The 22,018-nt window shown below is 67.9% G+C and carries 26 protein-coding genes; 7 read left to right on the plus strand and 19 right to left on the minus strand.

Translation table 11 applies throughout. The annotated features are described in order from the left end of the window. Nucleotides 1-36 precede the first annotated feature (36 nt). The 6 genes from paaE to JF52_RS0108470 all read right to left on the minus strand — a co-directional run bounded on the left by paaE (nt 37) and on the right by JF52_RS0108470 (nt 4,295). Nucleotides 37-1,155, minus strand: coding sequence for a 1,2-phenylacetyl-CoA epoxidase subunit PaaE (gene paaE / locus JF52_RS0108445; RefSeq protein ID WP_033105779.1), 1,119 nt, complete (start codon nt 1,153-1,155; stop codon nt 37-39). Beyond that, nucleotides 1,155-1,673, minus strand: a complete 519-nt coding sequence (gene paaD / locus JF52_RS0108450; RefSeq protein ID WP_033105780.1) for a 1,2-phenylacetyl-CoA epoxidase subunit PaaD — start codon at nt 1,671-1,673, stop codon at nt 1,155-1,157. Before paaD ends, paaE begins: the two co-directional genes overlap by 1 nt. Next, entirely contained in the window at nt 1,667-2,743 is a 1,077-nt protein-coding gene (gene paaC / locus JF52_RS0108455) for a 1,2-phenylacetyl-CoA epoxidase subunit PaaC (RefSeq protein ID WP_235272346.1), read from the minus strand. Before paaC ends, paaD begins: the two co-directional genes overlap by 7 nt. Continuing rightward, complete coding sequence (gene paaB / locus JF52_RS0108460; protein ID WP_033105781.1) at nt 2,740-3,042, minus strand: 1,2-phenylacetyl-CoA epoxidase subunit PaaB; 303 nt, start codon at nt 3,040-3,042, stop codon at nt 2,740-2,742. Before paaB ends, paaC begins: the two co-directional genes overlap by 4 nt. Then, nucleotides 3,042-4,010, minus strand: coding sequence for a 1,2-phenylacetyl-CoA epoxidase subunit PaaA (gene paaA, locus JF52_RS0108465; protein WP_033105782.1), 969 nt, complete (start codon nt 4,008-4,010; stop codon nt 3,042-3,044). Before paaA ends, paaB begins: the two co-directional genes overlap by 1 nt. An 87-nt stretch (nt 4,011-4,097) precedes the next feature. Further along, nucleotides 4,098-4,295, minus strand: coding sequence for a hypothetical protein (locus JF52_RS0108470; protein WP_200880974.1), 198 nt, complete (start codon nt 4,293-4,295; stop codon nt 4,098-4,100). A gap of 50 nt (nt 4,296-4,345) precedes the next feature. On the opposite strand from JF52_RS0108470, the gene JF52_RS18005 reads away from it, so the two are divergent. Together JF52_RS18005 and JF52_RS0108475 are read left to right on the plus strand one after the other, a co-directional pair. After that, on the plus strand, nt 4,346-4,579 hold the full coding sequence (locus JF52_RS18005) for a M23 family metallopeptidase (RefSeq protein WP_372460294.1): 234 nt from the start codon (nt 4,346-4,348) through the stop codon (nt 4,577-4,579). A gap of 78 nt (nt 4,580-4,657) precedes the next feature. Continuing rightward, nucleotides 4,658-4,933: a hypothetical protein gene (locus JF52_RS0108475; RefSeq protein WP_033105784.1), complete on the plus strand. Its 276-nt coding sequence runs from the start codon at nt 4,658-4,660 to the stop codon at nt 4,931-4,933. 8 nt (nt 4,934-4,941) lie between these two features. On the opposite strand, the gene JF52_RS16525 is transcribed toward JF52_RS0108475, so the two are convergent. Together JF52_RS16525 and JF52_RS0108485 are read right to left on the minus strand one after the other, a co-directional pair. Next, the gene (locus JF52_RS16525; RefSeq protein ID WP_052166851.1) at nt 4,942-6,036 is read right to left on the minus strand and encodes a zeta toxin family protein; all 1,095 of its coding nucleotides are present in this window, start codon (nt 6,034-6,036) and stop codon (nt 4,942-4,944) included. Further along, nucleotides 6,033-6,299, minus strand: a complete 267-nt coding sequence (locus JF52_RS0108485) for a hypothetical protein (RefSeq protein ID WP_033105785.1) — start codon at nt 6,297-6,299, stop codon at nt 6,033-6,035. The genes JF52_RS16525 and JF52_RS0108485 overlap by 4 nt, the downstream gene beginning before the upstream one ends. Nucleotides 6,300-6,522: 223 nt before the next feature. Between JF52_RS0108485 and JF52_RS0108490 the strand changes: the two genes are divergently transcribed. Beyond that, complete coding sequence (locus JF52_RS0108490; protein ID WP_033105786.1) at nt 6,523-8,646, plus strand: RecQ family ATP-dependent DNA helicase; 2,124 nt, start codon at nt 6,523-6,525, stop codon at nt 8,644-8,646. On the opposite strand, the gene paaZ is transcribed toward JF52_RS0108490, so the two are convergent. From paaZ to JF52_RS0108505, 3 genes are read right to left on the minus strand one after another with little or no spacing between them, the layout of a single operon-like run. After that, entirely contained in the window at nt 8,635-10,689 is a 2,055-nt protein-coding gene (gene paaZ, locus JF52_RS0108495) for a phenylacetic acid degradation bifunctional protein PaaZ (protein ID WP_033105787.1), read from the minus strand. The genes JF52_RS0108490 and paaZ overlap by 12 nt on opposite strands. Further along, nucleotides 10,686-11,498: a 3-hydroxyacyl-CoA dehydrogenase family protein gene (locus JF52_RS0108500; protein ID WP_052166946.1), complete on the minus strand. Its 813-nt coding sequence runs from the start codon at nt 11,496-11,498 to the stop codon at nt 10,686-10,688. Before JF52_RS0108500 ends, paaZ begins: the two co-directional genes overlap by 4 nt. A 26-nt stretch (nt 11,499-11,524) precedes the next feature. Beyond that, nucleotides 11,525-12,268 (minus strand): enoyl-CoA hydratase/isomerase family protein, encoded by a 744-nt coding sequence (locus JF52_RS0108505; protein ID WP_033105789.1) that lies wholly within the window; start codon nt 12,266-12,268, stop codon nt 11,525-11,527. A gap of 150 nt (nt 12,269-12,418) precedes the next feature. Between JF52_RS0108505 and JF52_RS0108510 the strand changes: the two genes are divergently transcribed. After that, a complete protein-coding gene (locus tag JF52_RS0108510) occupies nt 12,419-13,009 on the plus strand; it encodes a TetR/AcrR family transcriptional regulator (RefSeq protein ID WP_033106501.1) in 591 nt (196 codons plus the stop codon). Nucleotides 13,010-13,278: 269 nt separating this feature from the next. Here JF52_RS0108510 and JF52_RS0108515 read toward each other — a convergent pair whose 3' ends face one another. Together JF52_RS0108515 and JF52_RS0108520 are read right to left on the minus strand one after the other, a co-directional pair. Further along, entirely contained in the window at nt 13,279-14,397 is a 1,119-nt protein-coding gene (locus JF52_RS0108515) for an ABC transporter permease (RefSeq protein ID WP_033105790.1), read from the minus strand. After that, nucleotides 14,394-15,290, minus strand: a complete 897-nt coding sequence (locus JF52_RS0108520) for an ABC transporter ATP-binding protein (protein WP_033105791.1) — start codon at nt 15,288-15,290, stop codon at nt 14,394-14,396. Before JF52_RS0108520 ends, JF52_RS0108515 begins: the two co-directional genes overlap by 4 nt. A gap of 183 nt (nt 15,291-15,473) precedes the next feature. On the opposite strand from JF52_RS0108520, the gene JF52_RS0108525 reads away from it, so the two are divergent. Continuing rightward, nucleotides 15,474-16,046, plus strand: a complete 573-nt coding sequence (locus tag JF52_RS0108525) for an NADPH-dependent FMN reductase (protein ID WP_033105792.1) — start codon at nt 15,474-15,476, stop codon at nt 16,044-16,046. Between the two features lie 53 nt (nt 16,047-16,099). On the opposite strand, the gene JF52_RS0108530 is transcribed toward JF52_RS0108525, so the two are convergent. From JF52_RS0108530 to JF52_RS0108555, 6 genes are all read right to left on the minus strand, one after another. Further along, a complete protein-coding gene (locus JF52_RS0108530; RefSeq protein WP_052166852.1) occupies nt 16,100-16,513 on the minus strand; it encodes a PIN domain-containing protein in 414 nt (137 codons plus the stop codon). Between the two features lies 1 nt (nt 16,514). Then, nucleotides 16,515-16,769, minus strand: coding sequence for an AbrB/MazE/SpoVT family DNA-binding domain-containing protein (locus JF52_RS0108535; RefSeq protein WP_033105793.1), 255 nt, complete (start codon nt 16,767-16,769; stop codon nt 16,515-16,517). 78 nt (nt 16,770-16,847) lie between these two features. Further along, on the minus strand, nt 16,848-17,513 hold the full coding sequence (locus JF52_RS0108540) for a response regulator (protein WP_033105794.1): 666 nt from the start codon (nt 17,511-17,513) through the stop codon (nt 16,848-16,850). Beyond that, entirely contained in the window at nt 17,510-18,772 is a 1,263-nt protein-coding gene (locus JF52_RS0108545; RefSeq protein ID WP_033105795.1) for a sensor histidine kinase, read from the minus strand. The genes JF52_RS0108540 and JF52_RS0108545 overlap by 4 nt, the downstream gene beginning before the upstream one ends. Before the next feature lie 241 nt (nt 18,773-19,013). After that, nucleotides 19,014-19,859, minus strand: coding sequence for an exodeoxyribonuclease III (locus JF52_RS0108550; protein WP_033105796.1), 846 nt, complete (start codon nt 19,857-19,859; stop codon nt 19,014-19,016). A gap of 28 nt (nt 19,860-19,887) precedes the next feature. Continuing rightward, nucleotides 19,888-20,424, minus strand: coding sequence for a YbhB/YbcL family Raf kinase inhibitor-like protein (locus tag JF52_RS0108555; protein ID WP_234001439.1), 537 nt, complete (start codon nt 20,422-20,424; stop codon nt 19,888-19,890). Between the two features lie 88 nt (nt 20,425-20,512). Here JF52_RS0108555 and pyrE point away from each other — a divergent pair, with 88 nt between their 5' ends. Together pyrE and JF52_RS0108565 are read left to right on the plus strand one after the other, a co-directional pair. Further along, on the plus strand, nt 20,513-21,073 hold the full coding sequence (gene pyrE / locus JF52_RS0108560) for an orotate phosphoribosyltransferase (RefSeq protein ID WP_033105797.1): 561 nt from the start codon (nt 20,513-20,515) through the stop codon (nt 21,071-21,073). A gap of 10 nt (nt 21,074-21,083) precedes the next feature. After that, entirely contained in the window at nt 21,084-21,986 is a 903-nt protein-coding gene (locus JF52_RS0108565) for an ROK family protein (RefSeq protein ID WP_033105798.1), read from the plus strand. Nucleotides 21,987-22,018 lie beyond the last annotated feature (32 nt).

Here is a 22,018-nt window from a genome sequence, read left to right on the forward strand (position 1 = left end):
GTTCGCTCCTCGGCTCGGGTCGGGCGTCGTGTCGGATCAGGAGTCGTAGTCGACGGCCACGCTCTTCGTCGTCGGGTGGGACTGGCACGTCAGGACGTATCCGCGCTCGATCTCGTCGGGCTCCAGGGCGTAGTTCTGAGTCATCCGCACCTCACCCTCGATCAGCCGCGCACGGCACGTGCCGCAGACGCCTCCGGCGCACGCGAACGGCACGTCGCCGCGCACTCGCAGCGCAGCATCCAGAATCGCCTCGTTCGCCGCGACCGGCGACTCCACGGTTGATGAAAGCCCGTCGAGGGTGAACTCGATGCGCCGCGTCTCGTCGCCCTCGCCGATGACGACCGGGCGCCCGCGGTCGATGCGCGGGCCGTCGGCATCGCTCGTGAACAGTTCGAAGCGGATGCTGCCAGGCGGCACCCCCCGACTCTCGAGCGTGTCGCGACAGAGGGCGACGAGATCGAACGGTCCGCAGAGGAACCACTCGGTGACGGCCTCCGGTGGTAACAGCGAGTCGAGGATCGCGTTCAGTTTGTCGGCGTCGATGCGTCCGGACAGCAGCGGTGCGGTGCGCTGCTCGCGGGAGAGCACGTGGTGCAGGGCGAGGCGAGCCGGGTAGCGGTCCTTGAGGTCGGCGAGGTCGTCGAGGAACATGACGTCCTGCGTGGCCCGGTTCGTGTACACCAGGCTGAACCGCGCGGTCGGCGACGACGCCAGCACGTGCGACGCGAGAGCCATCATCGGCGTCACGCCGGAGCCCGCCGCGATGCCGGCGACGTGCGCATGGTCGAGGTCGGGGAGGTTCGTGGTGAACGTGCCCTCTGGACTCATCACCTCGATACGGTCGCCGGGTTTCAGATTCTCGTGTGCCCAGACTGAGAACAGCCCGCCGCGGTCGCGTTTGATGCCGACGCTGATGCTGCCGGGCATTGCCTCTGTCGGCACGGTCGGCGGTCGGCAGATCGAGTAACTGCGCCGTACCTCATGGCCTTCGACGCGCGCGCGCAGCGCGACGTACTGCCCGGGAAGATAGTCGTACTCGCCGTGCAACTCGGGTGGGACCGTGAACGTGACCTCGATGCTCTCAGTTGTCAGCGGCCGCACGTCGGAGACGGTGAGTTCATGGAAGCGCCCGCGGCGGCGCGTGGTCGTTCTCATCACAGCACCTTGAAGTGGTCGAATGGTTCGAGGCAGGCGCGGCACTCGAAGAGCGCCTTGCACGAGGTCGAACCGAAACGGGAGACCTCACGGGTGTCAAGCGATCCGCAGCGGGGGCACTTCACCGCGAGCTGCAGCCTGACCGGGCCTTGCGCTCCCTGAGCCTGTCGAAGGGTTGCGGCACGCGCGTGCGGCGGGGCGATGCCGTAGTCGCGGAGCTTCTGCTTGCCGGCATCCGTCATCCAATCCGTCGTCCACGCCGGAGACAGCGTGGTGCGCACCTCGACGTCGTCGAAGCCCACCGCCGTGAGTGCGAGGACCACGTCGTCGCGCATCGCGTCGAGCGCGGGGCATCCGCTGTACGTGGGGGTGAGCGTGACGATCACCGTCTCGTGATCGATGGTCACGTCTCTCAGCACGCCGAGGTCTTCGATCGTGAGCACGGGGATCTCGGGGTCGGTCACCGTGGCGGCGACCGCCCAGGCGTGTGCGCGGCGCGTGGTCGTCTTCGTCACCATGATGCCCCCGGATGCTGCCTCGCCAGGACCTGCATCTCGGCGAGGAGATGTCCCATGGTGGGGAAGTGCCGACCGCGGCGGCCGCCGCCCGATGACGCGCTCACATCGGGGATGTCGAGTTCGGCCTCGGTGAAGACCGCGGCGATCGCCGCGTCGAACCCTGGGCGCAGAGTGGACGGGCGAGCCGCGATGCCGCCCAGCTCGTCGATCAGAGGTTCGTCGCGGAACAGCTCGTCGACGTACGGCCACACATCCCGGAGCGCGCGGATTATTCGCCGTCGCGACTCCTCGGTACCGCCGGCGAGGCGCAGCGTCCATTGCACGGCATGGTCGCGGTGGTAGTCGACCTCCTTCAGCGCCTTCTCTGCGACGGCGGCGAGCGTCGCATCCTTCGATGCACGAAGAGCCGAGTAGAGCTCGAACATGTAGGCGGATGCCGTGAGCTGCCGCGCGATCGTCTGCGCGAAGTCTCCGTTGGGCTGCTCGAAGAGCCAGGCGCTGCGGAAGTCCGCCTCGTCGCGGAAGTACGCCAGATCGTCTTCGCTGCGGCCGTCGGTGGTGCCTGCCCAGGCTGTGGACGCATAGTGCAGGAGCGACCGTGCATGACCGAGCAGATCGAGGGCGATGTTGCCGAGCGCGACGTCTTCTTCGAGCTCGGGCGCGTGTGCGATCCATCCGCCGAGCTGCTGCGACAGAATCAGCGCGTCATCGCCGAGCCAGAGGGCGTACTCGGCCACGGCGGGAGTCGCGGTGGTGTCGGTATCGCCCGTGAGTTCGGCGGCGAGTTCGACCTCGTCGACCGTGACGTGCGGGGCGGGACGTTTCGACTCGCCTCTGGCGGCCTCCTCTCGGGGCGTTGAGCGAGCCGAAGGCGAGACGAAACGGGTTGAGCGACCGGAGGGAGTCGAAGCCTGCACTTCGGTGGGCGTTTCGTCTCGTCGCTGCGCTCCTCGCTCAACGCGTTTCGTCTCGCTGCGCTCGCTCAACGACCCGCGGGGGAAGGCATCGCTCAACGACCCGCGGGGGAAGGCATCGCTCAACGACCCTCTGGGGGAGGTGGAGTCGCTCACAGGTGGGGCACCCCCTCGGATGCGGTGTAGTACACCGCGTGACGATAGTTCTTGCCCGCCGGGCTTTCGAAGAACGAGCCCTTGGCATCCGGATCGCTCGTGGTGATGGCATCTGACGGTACGACCCAGATCGAGGTGCCCTCACCACGGCGTGTGTACAGATCCCGCGCGTTGCGGACGGCGAGTTCGGCGTCCGGCGCGTGCAGCGACCCGGCGTGCACATGACTCATGCCGCGGTTCGCGCGGACGAACACTTCCCACAGCGGCCAGGTCTCGGATGCGGTCTCGGTGCTCACCATCACGCGGCCTCCTTCGCTGCGCGAACGGCCTGCTTGCGCGCATACTCCGCAGCGGCCTCGCGCACCCAGGCGCCTTCCTCGTGAGCCTCGCGCCGGGCCCGCAGCCGTTCGGTGTTCATCGGGCCGTTGCCGCCGAGCACCTCGAAGAACTCGGTCCAGTCGATCTCGCCGCCGATGTACTGCTGCGTCTCCTCATCGAAGTGCAGCTCGGGATCGGGCAGCGTGACGCCGAGTGCCGCCGCCTGCGGAACCAGCATCCCGATGAAGCGCTGGCGCAGCTCGTCGTTCGAGAATCGCTTGATGTTCCACGCCATCGACTGCGCCGAGTTCGGGGAGTCGCCGTCCGGAGGACCGAACATCATCAGGCTCGGCCAATACCAGCGGTCAACGGCATCCTGCGCCATCCGACGCTGCGCATCCGTTCCCTGCATCAGCGACAGCAGGATCTCGAAACCCTGCCGCTGGTGGAACGACTCCTCCTTGCAGATGCGGATCATCGCCCGCCCGTACGGTCCGTAGGACGCCCGGCAAAGTGGAACCTGGTTGCAGATCGCCGCGCCGTCGACGAGCCAGCCGATCGCCCCCATGTCGGCCCAGGTCGGGGTGGGGTAGTTGAAGATCGACGAGTACTTCGCCTTGCCTTCGATGAGCTGGGTGGTCATCTCGTCGCGCGTGATGCCGAGAGTCTGCGCGGCTGAGTAGAGATACAGTCCGTGGCCGGCCTCGTCCTGCACCTTCGCCATCAGGATGGCTTTGCGCTTGAGGCTGGGTGCGCGCGTGATCCAGTTGCCCTCCGGCTGCATGCCGATGATCTCGGAATGCGCGTGCTGGCCGATCTGGCGGATCAGCGCGCGGCGATAGGCATCCGGCATCCAGTCGCGCGGCTCGATGCGCGAATCCGCGGCGATGATCTCGTCGAATCGGCGCTGCTCGGCGGAGAGCTCACTCGCGACATCAGGGATGGTCATCGCGACTCCTTCGTCTTTCCTGACCGTACGTTCAGTAATTATCCCATAAGTGGGCCAGGCTCGCACGCCGGGTACGGGTTTCGAGCCTCAGCGGGAGCGGGAGACGAGTTCCAGGAGCGCCCGGCCGTACGCTTCAGACGGATCGGGATGCTCGAAACGCAGCGCCTCACCGCTGATCTCGATCTCCACCAGGAACGAATCCTCCAGGCGGATCAGGCTCCTGAACCTGCCGCGCAACAGGTCGCGCAACTGATCCTCGCGGGGGATGCGAGATGCGTCGCTCACGGGCTACGCATACCTGCACTCTGGGATGGACCTCGCCGTCTCCACTGTCGATGACAGTGCCATGGGGCTCCACGTCATCATCACGCACAGCGACCGCAACCGAAACGCAGTACTTGCAGCTGCACCAGCTGCTCGTGCGGGACGGAGAAACCGTCGCCGGTGGCCAGCTGATCGGAGAGGTCGGACACACCGGCCGCTCCTATGGAACGCATTTGCATCTCAGTATGGTTCGAGCAGCTCAAGCCGCATCTGCATCCCACCTCGCTCGGGGACTACACGATTGAGCTCCGCCGGGACGACGCGACGGCCAGCTGGGGCGTGACGCGCTTCCAGCCGCCCGCGTGAGGCAGGGCTGACGCGGGATGTCTGTCTTCGACCAGGATGTAATCACGAGCGCGCAGGTCGTGCGCTCTCGTCTCGCTGCGCTGCGCGCGCATCAGGCGGAGGAGCGGCGGCGGCTGCACGCGCTCGTGATCCAGGATCTCCTGGACGCCGGCTACTCGCTCAATGAAGCGAGCCGACTCCTGGGGCTGTCTCGTACCTTCGTCCACAAAGAGTCACAGCGCGACACCACGGCGGCCGAGTGCGGCGAGTTCGAGGCAATCAAGGCCGCAGTCGAGCAATACGTGCTCGGCTGACGCCGCGCTCACCGCTCGCGGCCGAGTCCCCGGTTGTTCGCGGCGTCGGCCGCGATCGCTGTTCCCTGGACGTCTTGGGCGCTGCGGGCCGCGATCTCTCCCGGGGTGCGCCTGGGCCCTCGGTCGACGTCGACGCCCCACCACTTCGCATGATCGCGGTCGGTCGCGCTCCGCGGGCGGCCGCCTGGGATCTCCGCGCTGGCCACGGCCTCGCGGGCAGCGGCGCGCAGGGCCGGCTCGTGCGTGTGCCGGATGATCTCAGGGCCGGCGGCGGCGAGGCGTCGCATCGTCTCATGGAGATCCTCGGCTACCTCGGGGAGCCGTGACACTCGCGCCGCGGCGACCACGAACTCACGAACCCATTCGCGGCCTTCACGCGCAGTCATCGAGGCGGGGCTGCGGCCGGCCTCAATCTCGCGTCGCGCCTCAGTGCCCACCGTCTGAGCGACGTCGGCCGTCACGGCACGCTCATAGAGCACGCCCTGGGCGCGTGTAGTGACAGTGATGCGGTCGACGAGGCCGCGCGCCACCAGTTGCTCCACGGTCGCGGGCATGGCCTCGTACGCGGCTTCGTGTGAGGCAGACGGCGTCCACCGGTTCTGATCGTTGCCGGCCGCCTCACCTAGGTAGCGGCTGACGGCCCCGAGCGCGGAAACAGCGCCGGGCACCGCAAGCACGTGCGCCTCCACGCGATACCCCTGCGCGCGGAACGCGGCCGCTGTGGCCTCGACCACTGGAAGCTGCCGCATGGTCGTTTCGAGGATGACGCTGCGCCGCTCGCCGCGAAGATAATCGGCCGCCATGCCGACCCATGCGCCGGACGCCTGCGCAGTGACATGGGGCATTGCCAAGGGTTCGGTGCGCATCAGCGCCCGATAGTCCGGGTGGAAGGCGCGGAAGTCATCTCCGATAACGGGCATGGCTTCGGGGCGATCGTCGCGCACAGTGGCGATCGCGCGCGACTTCCCCGCACCAGGCTGCGCCCCCACGAACACGACAGAGGGGTGCAGCTCAGCGGCGCCGCCGACGGTCAGCGTGGGCGCGATCTTGCGATCGAAGATCTCGCGCAGCTCGGCCGCGCTGAGATCATCCCGCCAGTTCACGCAGTCGCGCGCAGCTGACGAAGACGCGATCGGTACTCGTCGGTCTTCGCCTGGATCGTCGCGAGATCCCGACCGGACACGCTGTTCACGTCCTGCCAGAGAGTGATGTGCGCGGTCGTCGCTGCGTCACGCTCAGCCGCCGTGTCAGCGTGGTCCGACAGCCAGATGTACTCGCCGCGAAGCTCGGTCGCCGTCTCGCGCATGATGTCGTAGATCATCGGGTCGAAATCCACCGGCTCCGGGGCGGTTGCTGCCTTGGCCATGGGATCCCCTTTCGTCTACATCTCCAGCATACGCTGGCCTCCGACAACCGGCAGGGCGCCCGGGTCGTCGTGTGACCGGCCTGCGCGTGCGCTTGCTGGATCAGTCCATTGGGCGCAGCTGCTTCCTGCTTGATCGCCGTGGCGATCACCACGGAGGATCCAACTCAGTCAGGTCAAGCGGCGTCGGGTGGCCGGTGTCCGTCGTCTGAGGCAGAGTGGGTGCATGGCCTCCCTCTCTGCCGTCGACATTCGCGCTGCCGCCCTCGCCGCACTGCGCGATCTCGTCGGCCGCCCCGATGCCGACTTCCATGAGGGGCAGTACGAAGCGATCGAGGCGCTGGTCGCCCAGCGGCGGCGGGCGCTCGTGGTGCAGCGGACCGGCTGGGGCAAGTCCGCCGTCTACTTCGTCGCGACCCTGCTGCTGCGCCGGCAGGGCGCCGGTCCCACGGTGCTCGTCTCGCCGCTGCTGGCGCTGATGCGTGACCAGATCGCGGCGGCCGAACGCGCCGGCGTGCGCGCGGTGGCGATCAACTCGACGAACGCGCACGAATGGGGCGACGTGCTCGCCCAGCTCGACCGCGACGAGGTCGACGTGCTGCTGGTGTCGCCGGAGAGGCTGAACAACCCCGCCTTCCGTGAGCAGCAACTGCCGGCGCTCGTGCGCCGCATCGGCATGCTCGTCGTCGACGAGGCGCACTGCATCAGCGACTGGGGTCACGACTTCCGCCCTGACTACCGGCGCCTGCGCGACCTCATCACGCAGATGCCTGCGGAGGTGCCGGTGCTCGCCACGACGGCGACGGCGAACAGCCGGGTCGTCGCCGACGTCGAGGAGCAGCTCGGGGTCGCGGGCACGGGAGACGACATGGCCGACGACGGTGTGCTCACGATCCGCGGCCCGCTCGCCCGCGCATCCCTGCGACTCGGCGTGCTGCGCCTTCCCGATGCGGCCCGCCGGTTGGCCTGGCTGCTCAGCCATATCGACGACCTGCCAGGATCGGGCATCATCTACACGCTCACCGTCGCCGCGGCCGTCGACACCGCCCGGCTGCTGCGCGAGCGCGGCCATGAGGTGCGCGCGTACACCGGGCAGACCGACACCGATGAGCGTGAGGAATCGGAGGGCATGCTCAAGCGCAACGAGGTGAAGGCGCTCGTCGCGACGAGTGCGCTCGGTATGGGCTTCGACAAGCCCGACCTCGGTTTCGTGCTGCACCTCGGAGCGCCGTCGTCGCCGGTGGCCTATTACCAGCAGGTGGGGCGTGCAGGGCGAGCGAGCGAGAGCGCGGATGTGCTGCTGCTACCAGGACCCGAGGACCGCGACATCTGGCACTACTTCGCCACGGCATCCATGCCCGATCAGGAGCGCGCCGAGCGCGTGATCGCAGCCCTCGGCGATGCGCCGATCTCGACCCCTGTACTCGAGGCGATGGTCGACATCCGTCGCACCCCGCTCGAACTGCTGCTCAAGGTTCTCGATGTGGACGGTGCGGTGCGCCGGGTGCAGGGCGGGTGGGTCGCCACCGGTGAGAGCTGGGTCTACGACCGGGACCGCTACGAGCGCATCGCCGCCGAACGCGTCGCAGAGCAGCAGTACATGCTCGAATACGAGCAGACCGACGGATGTCGGATGGAGTTCCTGCAGCGTTCGCTCGATGACGACACGGCCGCGCCCTGCGGGCGGTGCGACAACTGCGCCGGTGCGTGGTTCCCTCGCGAGATCGGGCAGGCGGCGACATCTGCGGCATCCGAGTCCCTCGACCGGGTCGGCGTTGCGATCGACCCGCGCCGCATGTGGCCGACGGGCGCCGACCGACTCGGGGTTCCGGTGAAGGGTCGCATTCCTGCGGCTGAGCAGGCCGGCAGCGGACGAGCGCTGGCCCGACTCACCGACCTCGGATGGGGCGGCACGCTGCGTACGTTGTTCGCAGCGGGTGCGCCCGATGGCCCGGTGACCCCGCAGGTGCTCGCCGGCTGCGTGCGGGTGCTCGCAGGGTGGGGATGGGCCGAGCGACCCGTCGCGGTCGTCGCGATGCCGTCGCGATCGCGTCCTCTGCTCGTCGACTCGCTCGCGCACGGGATCGCCGAGATCGGCAAGCTGCCCTTCATCGGCCCGCTGACGCTGGTCGACGGCGGACCCACCGGACAGCCGGGTGGCAACAGCGCGTTCCGGCTCGCGGGTCTCTGGGAGCGCTTCAGCGCGGATGGACTCGAGATCCCCGACGGGCCGGTGCTGCTCGTCGATGACCAGGCCGACAGTCGTTGGACCCTCACCGTCGCCGCCCGTTCCCTCCGGCAGGCGGGAGCGAGCGAGGTACTGCCGTTCGTGCTCGCGTTACGCGGCTGAGCGCTCCTTCTCTACCAGCGTCAGCACGTCGTACGTCGCCACCGTCTCCTCGTTCTGGTTGCGGATCACGGCATCCCAGCGCACCTCGCCGTACTCATCGGTCTCCCGAGGCGTGATCTGCTTCGCAGTCAGTTCGACGCGGATGCTGTCGCCCGGCGAGACCGGAGTGATGAAGCGCAGATTCTCCAGCCCGTAGTTCGCGAGCACGGGACCGGGCTCAGGATCGACGAACAGCCCAGCGGCCCACGACACGAGCAGATAGCCGTGGGCGACGCGTCCGGGGAAGAACGGGTTCGCGGCGGCGGCCTGCTCGTCCATGTGCGCGTAGAAGGTGTCGCCGGTGAAGTGGGCGAACGTCTCGATGTCGTCGAGCGTCACCTCACGAGACGCTGAGGCGATGCGGTCGCCGACCTGCAGCTCTGCCAGCGACTTCCGGAACGGATGGATGCCGTCATACCGGGCCGTCGCCCCGACATGCCACACACCCGTCAGCGCCGTCAGCATGTCGGGCGATCCCTGCACGGCCGTGCGCTGCATGTGGTGCAGCACGGCGCGGATGCCGCCGAGCTCTTCACCCCCGCCCGCGCGGCCCGGACCGCCGTGCACGAGACCGGGCATCGGCGATCCGTGCCCCGTGGATGAGCGCGCGTCATCGCGGTCGAGGAACAGAACTCGTCCGTTCGAGGCGGCGATGCCGGTCATGAGTTCGGCGGCGAACTCAGGGTCGTGCGTCGCGACGCTGGTCACGAGCGATCCGCCGCCGTGGGCAACGAGAGACGCGGCCTCAGACGTCGTGGAGTAGGTCAGCAGTGAAGCCACGGGGCCGAATGCCTCGACCTCGTGCACGGCATCCGCCCCTGCGTCGTCGAAGCGCAGCAGCATCGGGGCGACGAAGGCACCGTCGGCCGCGGAGGAGCCGTCGACGCCGCGCACCTCCGGCGCATCGCTGGAGCCGACGACGATCCGGCCACCCGCATCCTGCAGCACCTGCACCTGTCGCAGCACCTCGTCGCGCTGGGTGAGCGAGACGAGCGGGCCCATCGTCACACCCTCGGCGCGCGGGTCGCCGATCACGATCTTCGCCTCGAGCCGTGCGCGCACCGCGTCGATGACGGCGTCGGCGGATGCTGTCGGCACGATCGCGCGTCGGATCGCCGTGCACTTCTGTCCGGTTTTCGACGTCATCTCCGTCACCAGTTGGCGTACGTAGGCGTCGAACTCGGGCGTTCCCGCGACCCCGTCGGGGCCGAGCACCGAGGCGTTGATCGAGTCGGTCTCAGCGTTGAACCTCACGCCCCGCGGAGTCTGCGATCGCAGCCCGGCCGCCGTGGACGCACTGCCGGTGAACCCGACGATGTCGCCCAGGCGCAGGTCGTCGAAAAGCGTGGGCACACTGCCGCTGACCAGCTGCAGCGACCCGTCCGGCAGCAGCTCCGATTCGACGAGGATGCGCACGAAGGCCTCGGCGAGATAGCCGGTCGGCGTCGCGGGCTTCACGAGCGTCGGCATCCCCGCGAGGAATGCGGGCGCGAACTTCTCGAGCGCGCCCCACACCGGGAAGTTGAACGCGTTGATCTGCACTGCGACGCCCGGCAAGCGCGTGAACACATGGCGGCCGAGGAACGTGCCGTCCTTCGAAAGCGGCTCGATCGGGCCGTCGACGTACACGTGGCCGTTGGGCAGTTCGCGGCGCCCCTTACCGGAGTAGGCGAACAGCACCCCGATGCCGCCGTCGATGTCGACCCAGGAGTCGGCCGTCGTCGCCCCGGTGCGCGCCGAGAGGGCGTAGAGCTCGTTCTTGCGCTCGGTGAGCGCGAGCGCGAACTGTTTGAGCAGCACGGCACGCTGGTGGAACGTCAGCGCTCCCAGCGATGCCTGACCGACCGTGCGGGCGTAGTCGAGTGCGCCTGTCAGATCGATGCCCTGACTGCTGACCCTGGTGATCTCCTCGCCGGTCGAGGCATCACGGACGATCAGTGCACCGGCGTCCGAGTCCGGCGTCCACCATGCGCCCTGGACGTAGCCGGGCAGAACCTCGCTCATTCGTCATCCCATCTGTAGAAGCCTTGGCCGCTCTTGCGGCCGAGCCTGCCCTCCGTGACCATCTGCCTGAGCAGCGCCGGCGGTGCGAAGCGTTCGCCGAGGGTCGCGTACAGCTCTTCGGCGATGCCGAGGCGCACGTCGAGGCCGACGACATCGGTCGTGCGCAGCGGGCCCATCGGATGCCGGTACCCGAGCTCCATGGCCCGGTCGATGTCCTCCGCCGAGGCGACGCCGGCATCCAGCATCCTGATCGCTTCGAGTGCGAGCACGAGGCCGAGCCGACTGGACGCGAAGCCGGGGGAGTCGCGGACGACTATCGGCGTCTTTCCCAGTGTCTCCACCCAGTCGCGCGCCCGGTCGGCGAGTGCCGGATCCGTCGCGGATCCGCACACGATCTCGACCAGCGACGACGACGGCACCGGATTGAAGAAGTGCAGACCGAGGAACCTCTGCGGACGGGTGAGCGATGTAGCCAGGGCGTCGATCGAGATCGATGACGTGTTCGAGGCGAGCACCGCATCGGCGGCCAGCACGCTCTCCACGCGGGCGAGCGCCTCGGACTTGAGCGCACGGTCCTCCGGAACGGCCTCGATCACGAGGTCACGGTCTGCGAGGATTCCGGCATCCGTGCCTGCGCGGAGGGCCGCGTTCAGGTCGTCGAGCGTCCGTTCGGTGCTGTCGCGCTTCACGGAGCGCTCAAGGCTCTCGTGGATGCGATGCACCGCCGCCGTCATCGCGGCGCCGTCGCGTTCGACGATGATGACATCGGAACCGGCCAGCAGGAATGCATGCGCGATCCCTGCGCCCATGCGGCCTCCGCCGAGTACACCCACCTTCACCGTCGGCCTCGCCTCTCCAGGAACTCGGTCATCCGGCGCATCTTCTCCGGGCTCTCGAACAGCTCGGCCTGCAGATCGCCGTCGATACCGGGATGCGTCTCGCGCGGTGCACGCATGGCCCGTTTGGTGTGCTGGGTGGCGAGCGGATCGTTCGCGGCGATCCGATCCGCGATCGCGTGCGCTGCCACGAGCAGCTCATCGGCGGCGTGGATGCTGGAGACGAGGCCGGCGCGCAGCGCCTCGTCCGCAGTGAGAAGTCGCCCGGTGAGCAGCATCTCGCTCGCCAGGCCGTCGCCGACGATCTCTCGCAGCCGCCAGGTTCCGCCGGCTGCGGCCATGATGCCGAGACCGGTCTCTGGGTTGCCGATCTTCAGCGTTGGCGTGGCGATGCGGATGTCGGCCGCGTAGGCGAGCTCGGCGCCTCCACCGAGTGCATAGCCGTCGATCGCGGCGATCACCGGCATCGGCAGCTCATGGATGCGGATGAAGGCGGTGGCGTTGATGCCGCGGCGTGCGTCTTCGGCGCGACGGGCGCGCAACTGGGTGATGTCGGCGCCGGCCGCGAACACGCCGTCGACGCCGGTGAGGATCAGGATGCGCGGCTCGGTCTCGAGTTCCTCGCACAGCGCATGCAGCACGTCGATGATCTCGCGGTCGATCGCGTTGCGCTTGTCGGGGCGGTTCAACCGGGCGACGACGCGGTCGGGGCTGCGTTCGATGACGAGGGGTTCCTCGTTCATGTGCGCTCCTGACTGCGTCGTCTGGTCCGGCCCGGCAGTTTCTGACCGATCGTTCAGTAATTATTATGCCAAGGTTGCGCGGCGTCGGCAATCGCTGGTGTCAGACTGGAACGCGTGTCAGTGCCATCGTCCGAAGAAGTCGCGGCAGCGATGCCCGCTGCACGCCGAGGGCGACCGGGCTACGACCAGCGGCAGATCCTCGAGATCGCCGTGCAGGTCTTCATCGAACACGGGTACGACGCGACCTCGGTGGCCTCGCTCGCCGAACGCCTCGGCCTCTCGAAGTCCGCGCTGTATCACCACTACGCGTCGAAGGAGCGTCTGCTCGAGCTTGCCCTCGACGAGGCGATGGGGTCGTTGGAAGCCGTGCTGCGTGAACCGGGGGCGACAGCGGGCTCTGCGGGCGATCGGCTCGAGTACGTGCTTCGAGGTGCGGTGCGTGTGCTCGTCGACAAGCTCGCGTACGTGACACTGCTGCTGCGGGTGCGCGGCAACAGCGACGTCGAACGCGCGGCGCTCCAGCGGCGGCGCGGATTCGACGATCAGATCACCGATATGGTGCGGGCCGCTCAGGCCGAGGGGACGGTGCGCGCCGACGTCGGAGCGGCGGTCGCCACGAGGCTGCTGTTCGGCATGGTCAACTCGATCGTCGAGTGGTACCGGCCCGGTGGGCCCGAAGGCGCGGAAGCGCTCGCGGACGATGTGCTCACGATTGCCCTCGACGGGCTGCGCACGCGCTGAGCCCGAAGCGGGCTGAGCGCCGGGAAGTGCAGCAAGCTGATCACGCTCGACACCGCCCATCTGGTTGCTGCTACGCGAACCCTTCCATGCGCGCGCATATTCCGAATGACGCGGAGCGACGATCCGCCGACGCGCCGTGACGGCCTGTCGAACGCGAGTCCGATTCGACGAGCGCGCGCGGCTGAGCGAAGGAGAAAAGTGTCCGTCATTCGCGAGGTTGACCGACACTCTCCTCCTTCCACGGCTGCGCGGAGCGAGGAAACCCCGCCTCAGCGCCGCAGCGCCTCGCGGAACTTCACCCGCGCGCCCATCTTCAGCAGGGAGTTCTCGTAGATCTTCGCGCCGATCAGGATCACCACGATGCATGCCACGAGCATGATCGCCAGCGAGGCCAGCGGCTCCCACCACTCCGCCTCGTTGAAGAACAATCGGATCGGCATCCCGACCGGGGCAGAGAACGGCACGTACGAGAGCACGGTCATCACGACGGGGTTGTCGCCGAAGAAGATCACCAGGACGTACGGGATCATCGTCAGGTACATCACCGGGGTCAAGGTGGTGCCGGCGTCCTCCTGGCGCGACACCATCGATCCTGCGGCGGCGAACATGGCCGCGAGCAGGATGAACCCGAACAGGAAGAACACCGCGAACCAGACGACCGGGCCGCCGAGTCCCGCCAGCAACCCGGTCTGACCGGTGACGATCAGCCCGATGGTGCCGACGGTCGCCAGCAGCACGATCTGCGACATGGCGAGGATCGTGTTGCCGACCACCTTGCCGGCCAGCAGTACGCGTGCCGGGATGCTGGAGAGCAGGATCTCGACGACGCGGGTCTGCTTCTCCTCCACGACGCTGGTGGCCACCGGCATGCCGAACATCATCGCCGACATCATGAACACCAGACCGAAGCCGATGCCGAGCAGGTACCGGAGTGGCCCGCTGCCCGCGGCATCCGGGTTGAGCAACTCGACCTCCGGAGTCGCGGAGAGGGCCATCATCAGGCTCTGGGGCGCCTCCTTGTCGGCGATGATCACGAGGCCGGTCGGCGACGACGGGTCATCGACCACGGCGGCGTCGACCTCGCCCGATTCGACGAGCGCGGTGGCCTCATCCCGATCGGCGACCTCGGTCACGTCGTAGCCGTCGACTTCGGAAAGAGCGGATGCCGTGGCACCGGTCGCCGCGATGGGAGTCGCGCTGGAGTTCGAAGAGGAGAAACCGGCCCAGATGACGCCGGCGAGGGCGATCAGCAGCAGGATGCCGGTCGAGATCAGATAGGCCTTGCTGCGCAGTTTGGTGCTCAGTTCGCGCTCTGCGACGAGCCAGACGCCCTGTCCGGTGGAGACGGTCGAACCGTAACCGGTCCCTGAGCCTGTCGAAGGGTTCACTGGATGACCTCCTTGAAGATCTGGGCGAGGGTGGGATGCTGCGGACCGAACCTGCTGACGTCACCGTCCTGCAACGCGCGCCGGAGCACGCGCTGCGCGGAGGCCGGATCGTCTGTGTCGAACACGGCGTTCCCGCCCTCGAAATCGACGACCGTGACGCCCGGCTCCTCGCGCAGCCACCCGACATCGCCATTGCTCTCCAGCTCCCATCGAGGGGCCGAGTGCTGCTCGCGCAGCTGGTCGCGGGGTCCTGCAGCCCGGATCGTTCCGCCTGCGATGATGACCAGGTCATCGCACAGGCGCTCCACGACATCGAGCTGATGCGAGGAGAACAGCACCGAGACCCCGCGCGCCGCACGTTCCTGCAGCACGCCGGCGACCTTTTCGACGGCGAGCGGGTCGAGACCCGAGAACGGCTCGTCGAGGATCAGCACCTCCGGATCGTGCACGAGGGATGCCGCGATCTGCGCCCGCTGCTGATTACCGAGCGACAATGCCTCGATGTTGTCGTTCAGGCGCTCGCCGAGTCCGAGCTCTTCGAGAAGCGCGGTCGCATGCGACGTGGCATCCGTCTTGGAGAATCCGTGCAGGCGGGCGAAGTACACGACCTGCTCAAGTACCTTCATCTTCGGGTACAGCCCGCGCTCCTCCGGCATGTAGCCGAACTGGCGGCGTGCATCAGGCGTCAGCGTGGTGCCGCCGAGCGTGACGGATCCGCCGTCGGAGGCGAGCAGCCCGAGCACGATGCGCATCGTGGTCGTCTTGCCTGCGCCGTTGCCGCCGACGAAGCCGGTGAGGTGGCCGGCGACGACCGGGAAGGTGACGTCGTCGAGCACCAGGCGAGTACCGTAGCTCTTCGTTATGCCGGTCAGTTGAAGCGTTCCTGAGGTCATTTCGACTCGTTCCTTCGCTCAATGCATCGCATGCCTCCACGCTACGAGGCGCCTCGGCACGTCGGCATCCCCCCTGCGACGGACATTTACGTTCTATGCAAAGGAATTTAATTTCCGGACGGTGCGTTGAGCACGATGAATGCACATGGCTCATGACTGAGCCCGAACAGAAGGAACACACCTGTGACTCGCACCATCGGATACATCGTCGGCAGCATCTCCAGCACGTCCATCAACCGTCGCCTGGCGCGCGTGCTGCAGAACCTCGCCCCCGAAGGCACCGAACTCGTCGAAATCGAGATCAAGGACCTGCCCTTCTACTCGCCCGACTTCGACGCGGACTTCCCTCAGGTGGCGACCGACTTCAAGAAGGCCATCGCCGACGTCGACGGTGTCATCATCGTCACGCCCGAGTACAGCCGCTCGATCCCCGGCGTGCTCAAGAACGCGCTCGACTGGTCGACCCGCCCGTACGGCGAGATGTCGTTCTTCGGCAAGCCCGTCGCCGTCATCGGGACCTCGGGCTCTGGCGTCGCGACCGCCGCCGCCCAGCAGCACCTGCGTGCGATCCTCGGCCACTTCAGCGCGATCACGATGGGCCAGCCGGAGGGCTTCATCCAGGACCGCCCCGGCCTGTTCACCGAAGACGGCCAGGTCACCGATGACAGCACGGCCGGCTTCCTGGTCGGCTACCTCGAGGCGTTCAACGGCCTCATCTCACGCGTGCAGCACTCCGCGGAGCTCGTGAACGCGTAACTCTCACTGATGTACTGATGCCCCGGGGCCCTGTGCCCCGGGGCATTCGTCGTCTACTCCTCGAGCAGTCGCCATCCCAGTCGCTCGGATGCCGAGCGGTCGAACGTCACCGTCTCGGTCGCACCGAACTGTTCCATCGTTGACTGTATGAGGGCGTCCGCGAAGTCTGCTCCATCCTCGGCGAGATGGAGGGCGCGCACCACTCCCTCGCCGTCATCGAACTCCAGGGTCTCGCTCTCGACGAGGCGCCGGATGACCGCGAGGCACGCACGTTTCTCGAAGTGGCGCCCTCTGGCCAGCATCCAGTACACCTCGGCGAGCGTGACAATCGAGATGAAGCCGGGAGCTTCGCGGCTGAATCCTGAGAGGGTGCGTTGGGCGATGGCCGTTTGAACCTCGTGGTCCTGCAGCACTGCCCGAAGGATGATGTTGGTGTCGACGCCGGTCATCGAGCCATGCGTCAACATGTCAGGAGTCCATGCCGCTCTCGGCGGCGCCATCGGCGATGGCATCGTTCATCTCCTCGATCGTCATCGCGGGTACGCCGGGCTGGTGGAGCATGCCGAACAGGTCCGAAACGTCGCCCGTCTTGCGAACGACGTTGTACTGCCCGTTCGGGAGCTTCACGAACATCACCTTGGAGCCGGCCACAAGCTTCAGGTCGTCTCTGACGTCCTTGGGCATCGTGAACTGCCCTTTGCTCGTCATCGTTGCGATGGACATGGTGATTCCTTCCCACAGACGATTCGCCTTACTTCGTGCGAATAAGCTTACGCGATGCGAATGCGAAGGGATAGGGCGTCACGCCAGCCCGCGCCGATGCGCCAGCACGACGGCCTGCACGCGGTCACGGGCACCGAGCTTCTGCAGGATGCGTGAGACGTGCGTTTTCACGGTCGCCTCGCCGATGAACAGTCGCGTCGCGATCTCGGCATTGCTCATCGCCTCGGCGACCAGCGCCAGCACCTCGGCCTCACGGTCGGTGAGCGGCTCGACGAGCGCGACCCCGCGGGTGGTGGACGGGGCTTGCGGCGCGGTCGAGGCGTACCGCTGCACGACTCGGCGAGTCACCTCGGGCGCCAGCATCCCGTCGCCGGCCGCCAGCACGCGTACGGCCGTGAGCAGATCCTCCGGGGTGCCGTTCTTGAGCAGGAAGCCGCTCGCGCCGGCATCCAGCGCTGCGAACAGGTAGTCGTCGCGATCGAATGTCGTGACGATCGCGATCGCGGCCGTCACCTCGCGCTCGGCGACGATGCGTCTGGTCGCCTCGATGCCGTCCATGTCGGGCATCTGCACGTCCATCGTGACCACATCGGGTCGGAGAGCGGATGCTGCCGCCACGGCTTCCGCGCCGGTGGCAGCCTCACCGACGACGGTGATGTCGGACTGGATGTCGAGGATGGTGCGGAAACCGGCGCGCAGTGTCGCGTGATCATCGACGATGAGGACGCGGATCGGATCGCTCATGCCGTCGCTCCCGACAGCGCGACGGGTGCCGAGAGGGGAAGGTGCGCGCGAACCCGCCAACCTCCGCGCTCGCGCGGTGCGGACTCGATCGTGCCGCCCGATGCCAGCGCGCGTTCGCGCATGCCCAGCTGTCCCATTCCCGATCGTGCGGTGAGCACGGTGCGGCCGGTGCTGACGATCTCGAGCTCGACACCGCTGTCCAGATAGCGCAGGCGCACGTCGGCGGTGGCTCCCGCGCCGGCATGGCGGCGGATATTGGTGAGCGATTCCTGCGCGATGCGGTACAGGTTCACCTGCGTGACCGAAGGCACGGATCGCTGATCGCCGACCACCGTGAACTCCGTCGGCACGCCGGCGGAATCGGATGCCTCAGCAAGCTGTGCGATGTCATCGAGGGTGACCGTCGACGCGGCGTCGTCTGCCGCGGCATCCGAGGAGCGCAGCGTCTCCAGCAGGTGCCGCAGTTCACTGATGGCCTCGCGGGCCGAGGCTTCGACATCGGCGAGGATATGCTTCGCCGTGCCGGCATCCTGGTCGATCACCATGCGCGCCGCTCCCGCCTGCACACCCATCACCGACACGTGGTGGGCGACGACGTCGTGCAGTTCGCGGGCGATGTGCACGCGGTCCAGCGCCACGGCCTGGGCGGCCGTGACCTCGCGCTGGCGTTCGAGATCCGCCGTGCGCTGTTCGAGCGCCTGACGCTGCATCGCCGCCCGCCATGCGTGCTCGCCGAAGTAGTAGGCGCCGGCGAAGTAGAGCACGTTCACGAGCAGCTGCAGCATCATGAACGCGAGGTACGGCGACATCGCGCCCGCGATGATGTCCTCCTCACGGGCGGTGTCGATCGCGTCGCGGTACATCGTGACCATCAGCCAGGCGAACATGCCGGCGATGATCGCAGCACGTACGATCATCGCCGCGCGGCGGTTCGCCATCCACGCCCCCACCGTGTAAAGCGCGATGAACATCGCGACGTTGCCGGCGTAGAGCTCGGGGATCCGCACGGTGACGGCGACGAAGTAGGCGACCGAGACGATGATCGCGACCTGTGCTGGCCAGACGCGGCGCAGGGCGAGCGGCGCTGCCAGGAACACCAGGTACACCAGCGCCTGCCACAGCGGCGCCTGCTCGTCACCGTAGATCTCAGACGCCGCAGAGAGCGCGGCGCTGATGACACCTGCGACGAACACGACGGCGGCCAGCAGCGCGTCGGATCGGCGTTGGCGCGCGGTGAGCGCGCGGAATGGTGCAGACATGCCTCAACGGTACGGGGAAGCGGATGCTGCGGCATCCGCCCTGCGACGGATTCGATCCGCTCTGCTATTGACACCCGGCACCGACAATCCGACAAAGGAGTCAGCATGTCAACCAAGGTCTTCGTCAACCCCACCACCACCGATCCCGAGCGCAGCAAGGCGTTGTCCTGACGTGGCCCCTCGCTGCGCTATGCGCCCGCGCCCGGCCCGGTTCGCACCGGTGTCATGGGGGAAAGACCCGTCAGGCGAAGATCATCGGCATGTCGTCATCGTCTTCGGCACCACCGAAGTCGAGGTCGACGACCACCGGCACGTGATCGCTGGGCTGCTCGCCCTTGCGCTCATTGCGGTGGATCGATGCGCCGGTGACGGCGCCGGCGAGCGCGGGGGAGCCGAGCACGAAGTCGATGCGGATGCCCTCGTTGCGCGGGAACTTCAGCCGCTGGTAGTCCCAGTAGGTGAAGCCTTCGGGCAGCAGCGGGCGCACGACGTCGGTGAGGCCCGCATCCTGGAAGGCGAAGAACGCGGCGCGCTCCTGGGGGGAGACGTGAGTCGAGACGCCCTCGACGATGTCCGGATCGCCGTTGTCGGAGTCGAACGGGATGATGTTGAAGTCGCCGACGAGCGCCAGCGGCAGATTCGGGTTCTTCTGCAGAGCGGATGCCGCGTGCTGACGAAGCTCGTTGAGCCAGTGCAGCTTGTACGCGTAATGCGGGTCGTCCAATGAGCGCCCATTCGGCACGTAGAGGCTCCAGATCTGCACGCCGTCGACGGTCACACCCAGCGCGCGGGCCTCGAGCGGAGCATCCGGTCCTTCATGGCCCTTCGCGAAGCCCGGCATCCCGTCGAACGCCGTCGACACGTCGGTCATGGGCAGGCGGCTCGCAATGGCGACGCCGTTCCACTGGTTCAGGCCGTGCACCTCGACCTGATAGCCGGCCTCTTCGAACTGCGCGTAGGGGAACTGCTCGGGCTTGCACTTGATCTCCTGCATCGCGAGCACGTCGATGTCTTCACGCACCGCGAACTCGACCGTGCGGCGCACGCGGGTGCGGATGGAGTTGACGTTCCAGGTGGCCAGGCGCATGCATCCAGCCTAGTTGCGGGGTCGACGCTCAACGCTCTGCGGGGTTGGCCGTGCCGATCAACACACCGCGGGCGAGCGAGTGGAAATGCCGGTTGAACCCCAGCACCGCCGGGGTGGATCCCGCGGGGATTTCGAGGGCATCGATATCCAGCGCGTCCACGACGAAGAAGTATCGATGCACCCCTGTGCCCTCGGGCGGGGCCGCGCCGATGAACCGCTCGGAGCGGGACTCGTTCGGCAGCACCGTCGCTCCGTGCGGAAGCGCGGCGAGATCGCCGAGGCCGCTGGCGAGCGAAGTGACCGAGGCGGGAAGGTTGTAGGCGGCCCAATGCCAGAACCCCGATCCTGTCGGGGCATCCGGGTCGAAGCACGAGATCGCGATGCTGCGCGTGCCGGCGGGCGGTGTCGACCACTGCAGCGCCGGCGAGCGGTCTTCACCGCCGCGACTGGCGGACCACGCGAAGAGCGGCAGTGGCCCGCCAGGTTCGAAATCGGGACTGGTGAGTTCGAGCGGCGCGAAATCACGCAGCATGGCGAGCTCGGCGTAAGGATCGTACGAGAGCAAGGGGCCTCCTTCGCTGAGGGGATGATGACGTCACGGCCCACGATAGGCGCACCGCGCAGGTCGTACCACCGGCTCTAAGCTGGATGCCGTGACCGCACTCGACGCAGACCGACAGTCCCTCCTCGCCCTCATCAAGGATGAGGCCGTATTCCACGGCGACTTCACTCTTTCCAGCGGAAAGCAGGCGACCTACTACGTCGACATGCGCCGTCTCACCCTCGACCACAGGGCCGCTCCGGCGATCGGCCGCATCATGCTCGATCTGATCGGCGATCTCGACGTCGCGGCCGTCGGTGGTCTGACGCTCGGGGCCGATCCGATCGCCAACTCCGTGCTGCACGCGTCGGTCGGCACCGACCGCCCGCTGGATGCGTTCGTCGTGCGCAAGGAGCCCAAGGACCACGGCCGCGGCCGTCAGATCGAAGGCGCCGACATTTCGGGTAAGCGCGTCGTCGTGCTCGAGGACACCTCCACCACCGGCCAGTCCGCGCTCAAGGCGGTCGAGGTTCTGCGGCGCGAGGGCGCAGAGGTCGTCGCCGTCGCCGTGATCGTCGATCGCAAGACCGGCGCGCAGGCCGCGATCGAGGCGGAGGGGTTGCAGTGGCTGGCGGCCTTCGACCTCGACGACCTCGGCCTCGACCCGCAGTGACCTTCGGCGCATGACTCGGTACGCACTGGCCGTCGACGTCGGCGGCACGAAACTGGAGGCCGCGCTCGTCGGCGATGACGGGATGCTGGTCGCAGGCAGCCGCAGCAGGCAGGCCACCGGCCGCGACGCGACACCAGCGTCTCTGGATGCTGCGGTCGAGGCCGTCATCGCGCATGCGCTCGCCCTGCTGCCGGAAGGCGCCGAGCTCGTGGGCGCCGGTGTCGGCAGTGCGGGTCCGATCGACCTCCCGACCGGTTCGATCGTCCCGGTCAACATGCCCCAGGCGCGCGGCTACGGCCTGGCCGGAGCGGTGCGTGACGCGGCATCCGCTGTTCTCGGACGTGACGTGCACACCGTGTTCGGGCACGACGGTGGTGCACTCGCGCTCGCCGAAGCCTGGCTCGGAGCGACCCGCGAGGCGCGTTCGTCGCTCTCGATCGTCGTGTCGACAGGGGTCGGCGGTGGGTTCGTCGTGGGCGGGCAGTACATCCGCGGTGCCTCCGGTAACGCCGGCCACCTCGGGCAGGTGCGCCGTGAAGGCGGCCTGACTCTCGAGGAGATCGCCTCGGGACCTGCATCCGCCGCGTGGGCGCAGACCCAGGGATGGACGGGCGCCACCGGCGAGGACCTCGCGCGTGACGCGGCATCCGGCGATCAGACCGCGCGTGCGGCGATCGAACGGTCCGCTCGCGCGGTGGGAGAGGCGCTGGCAGATGCCGCGACGCTCGTCGACCTCGACATGATCGCGGTCGGCGGCGGGTTCTCTCGGGTCTCCGACGACTACATCGAGCTCGTGCAGCAGGCGCTCGCCGCGAGTGCCGCGCACGAGTACTCTCGGCGCGCGCGGGTGGTGCGCTCCGGGCTGGGAGACGAGGGTCCGCTCATCGGCGCGGCCGCGCTCGTGCTCAGGTAATCCGGCGGACGTCGCCCGGTGAGGCCCGGTAC

It is taken from the genome of Microbacterium profundi (genome assembly GCF_000763375.1).
GTDB lineage: Bacteria > Actinomycetota > Actinomycetes > Actinomycetales > Microbacteriaceae > Microbacterium > Microbacterium profundi.

What these genes read in the sequence shown, in the direction of transcription:
- JF52_RS0108510 (WP_033106501.1), top strand. Translation starts at nt 12,419, where the DNA reads ATGCCCGCTGCACGCCGAGGGCGACCGGGCTACGACCAGCGGCAGATC.
- JF52_RS0108540 (WP_033105794.1), bottom strand. Translation starts at nt 17,513, where the DNA reads ATGAGCGATCCGATCCGCGTCCTCATCGTCGATGATCACGCGACACTG.
- JF52_RS0108475 (WP_033105784.1), top strand. Translation starts at nt 4,658, where the DNA reads ATGTCTGTCTTCGACCAGGATGTAATCACGAGCGCGCAGGTCGTGCGC.
- JF52_RS18005 (WP_372460294.1), top strand. Translation starts at nt 4,346, where the DNA reads ATGACAGTGCCATGGGGCTCCACGTCATCATCACGCACAGCGACCGCA.
- paaB (WP_033105781.1), bottom strand. Translation starts at nt 3,042, where the DNA reads ATGGTGAGCACCGAGACCGCATCCGAGACCTGGCCGCTGTGGGAAGTG.
- paaE (WP_033105779.1), bottom strand. Translation starts at nt 1,155, where the DNA reads ATGAGAACGACCACGCGCCGCCGCGGGCGCTTCCATGAACTCACCGTC.
- JF52_RS0108500 (WP_052166946.1), bottom strand. Translation starts at nt 11,498, where the DNA reads ATGGGCGCAGGGATCGCGCATGCATTCCTGCTGGCCGGTTCCGATGTC.
- JF52_RS0108545 (WP_033105795.1), bottom strand. Translation starts at nt 18,772, where the DNA reads ATGTCTGCACCATTCCGCGCGCTCACCGCGCGCCAACGCCGATCCGAC.
- JF52_RS0108505 (WP_033105789.1), bottom strand. Translation starts at nt 12,268, where the DNA reads ATGAACGAGGAACCCCTCGTCATCGAACGCAGCCCCGACCGCGTCGTC.
- paaA (WP_033105782.1), bottom strand. Translation starts at nt 4,010, where the DNA reads ATGACCATCCCTGATGTCGCGAGTGAGCTCTCCGCCGAGCAGCGCCGA.
- paaD (WP_033105780.1), bottom strand. Translation starts at nt 1,673, where the DNA reads ATGGTGACGAAGACGACCACGCGCCGCGCACACGCCTGGGCGGTCGCC.
- paaZ (WP_033105787.1), bottom strand. Translation starts at nt 10,689, where the DNA reads ATGAGCGAGGTTCTGCCCGGCTACGTCCAGGGCGCATGGTGGACGCCG.
- JF52_RS0108490 (WP_033105786.1), top strand. Translation starts at nt 6,523, where the DNA reads ATGGCCTCCCTCTCTGCCGTCGACATTCGCGCTGCCGCCCTCGCCGCA.
- JF52_RS0108485 (WP_033105785.1), bottom strand. Translation starts at nt 6,299, where the DNA reads ATGGCCAAGGCAGCAACCGCCCCGGAGCCGGTGGATTTCGACCCGATG.
- JF52_RS0108520 (WP_033105791.1), bottom strand. Translation starts at nt 15,290, where the DNA reads ATGACCTCAGGAACGCTTCAACTGACCGGCATAACGAAGAGCTACGGT.
- JF52_RS0108565 (WP_033105798.1), top strand. Translation starts at nt 21,084, where the DNA reads ATGACTCGGTACGCACTGGCCGTCGACGTCGGCGGCACGAAACTGGAG.
- JF52_RS0108535 (WP_033105793.1), bottom strand. Translation starts at nt 16,769, where the DNA reads ATGTCCATCGCAACGATGACGAGCAAAGGGCAGTTCACGATGCCCAAG.
- JF52_RS0108530 (WP_052166852.1), bottom strand. Translation starts at nt 16,513, where the DNA reads ATGTTGACGCATGGCTCGATGACCGGCGTCGACACCAACATCATCCTT.
- JF52_RS0108550 (WP_033105796.1), bottom strand. Translation starts at nt 19,859, where the DNA reads ATGCGCCTGGCCACCTGGAACGTCAACTCCATCCGCACCCGCGTGCGC.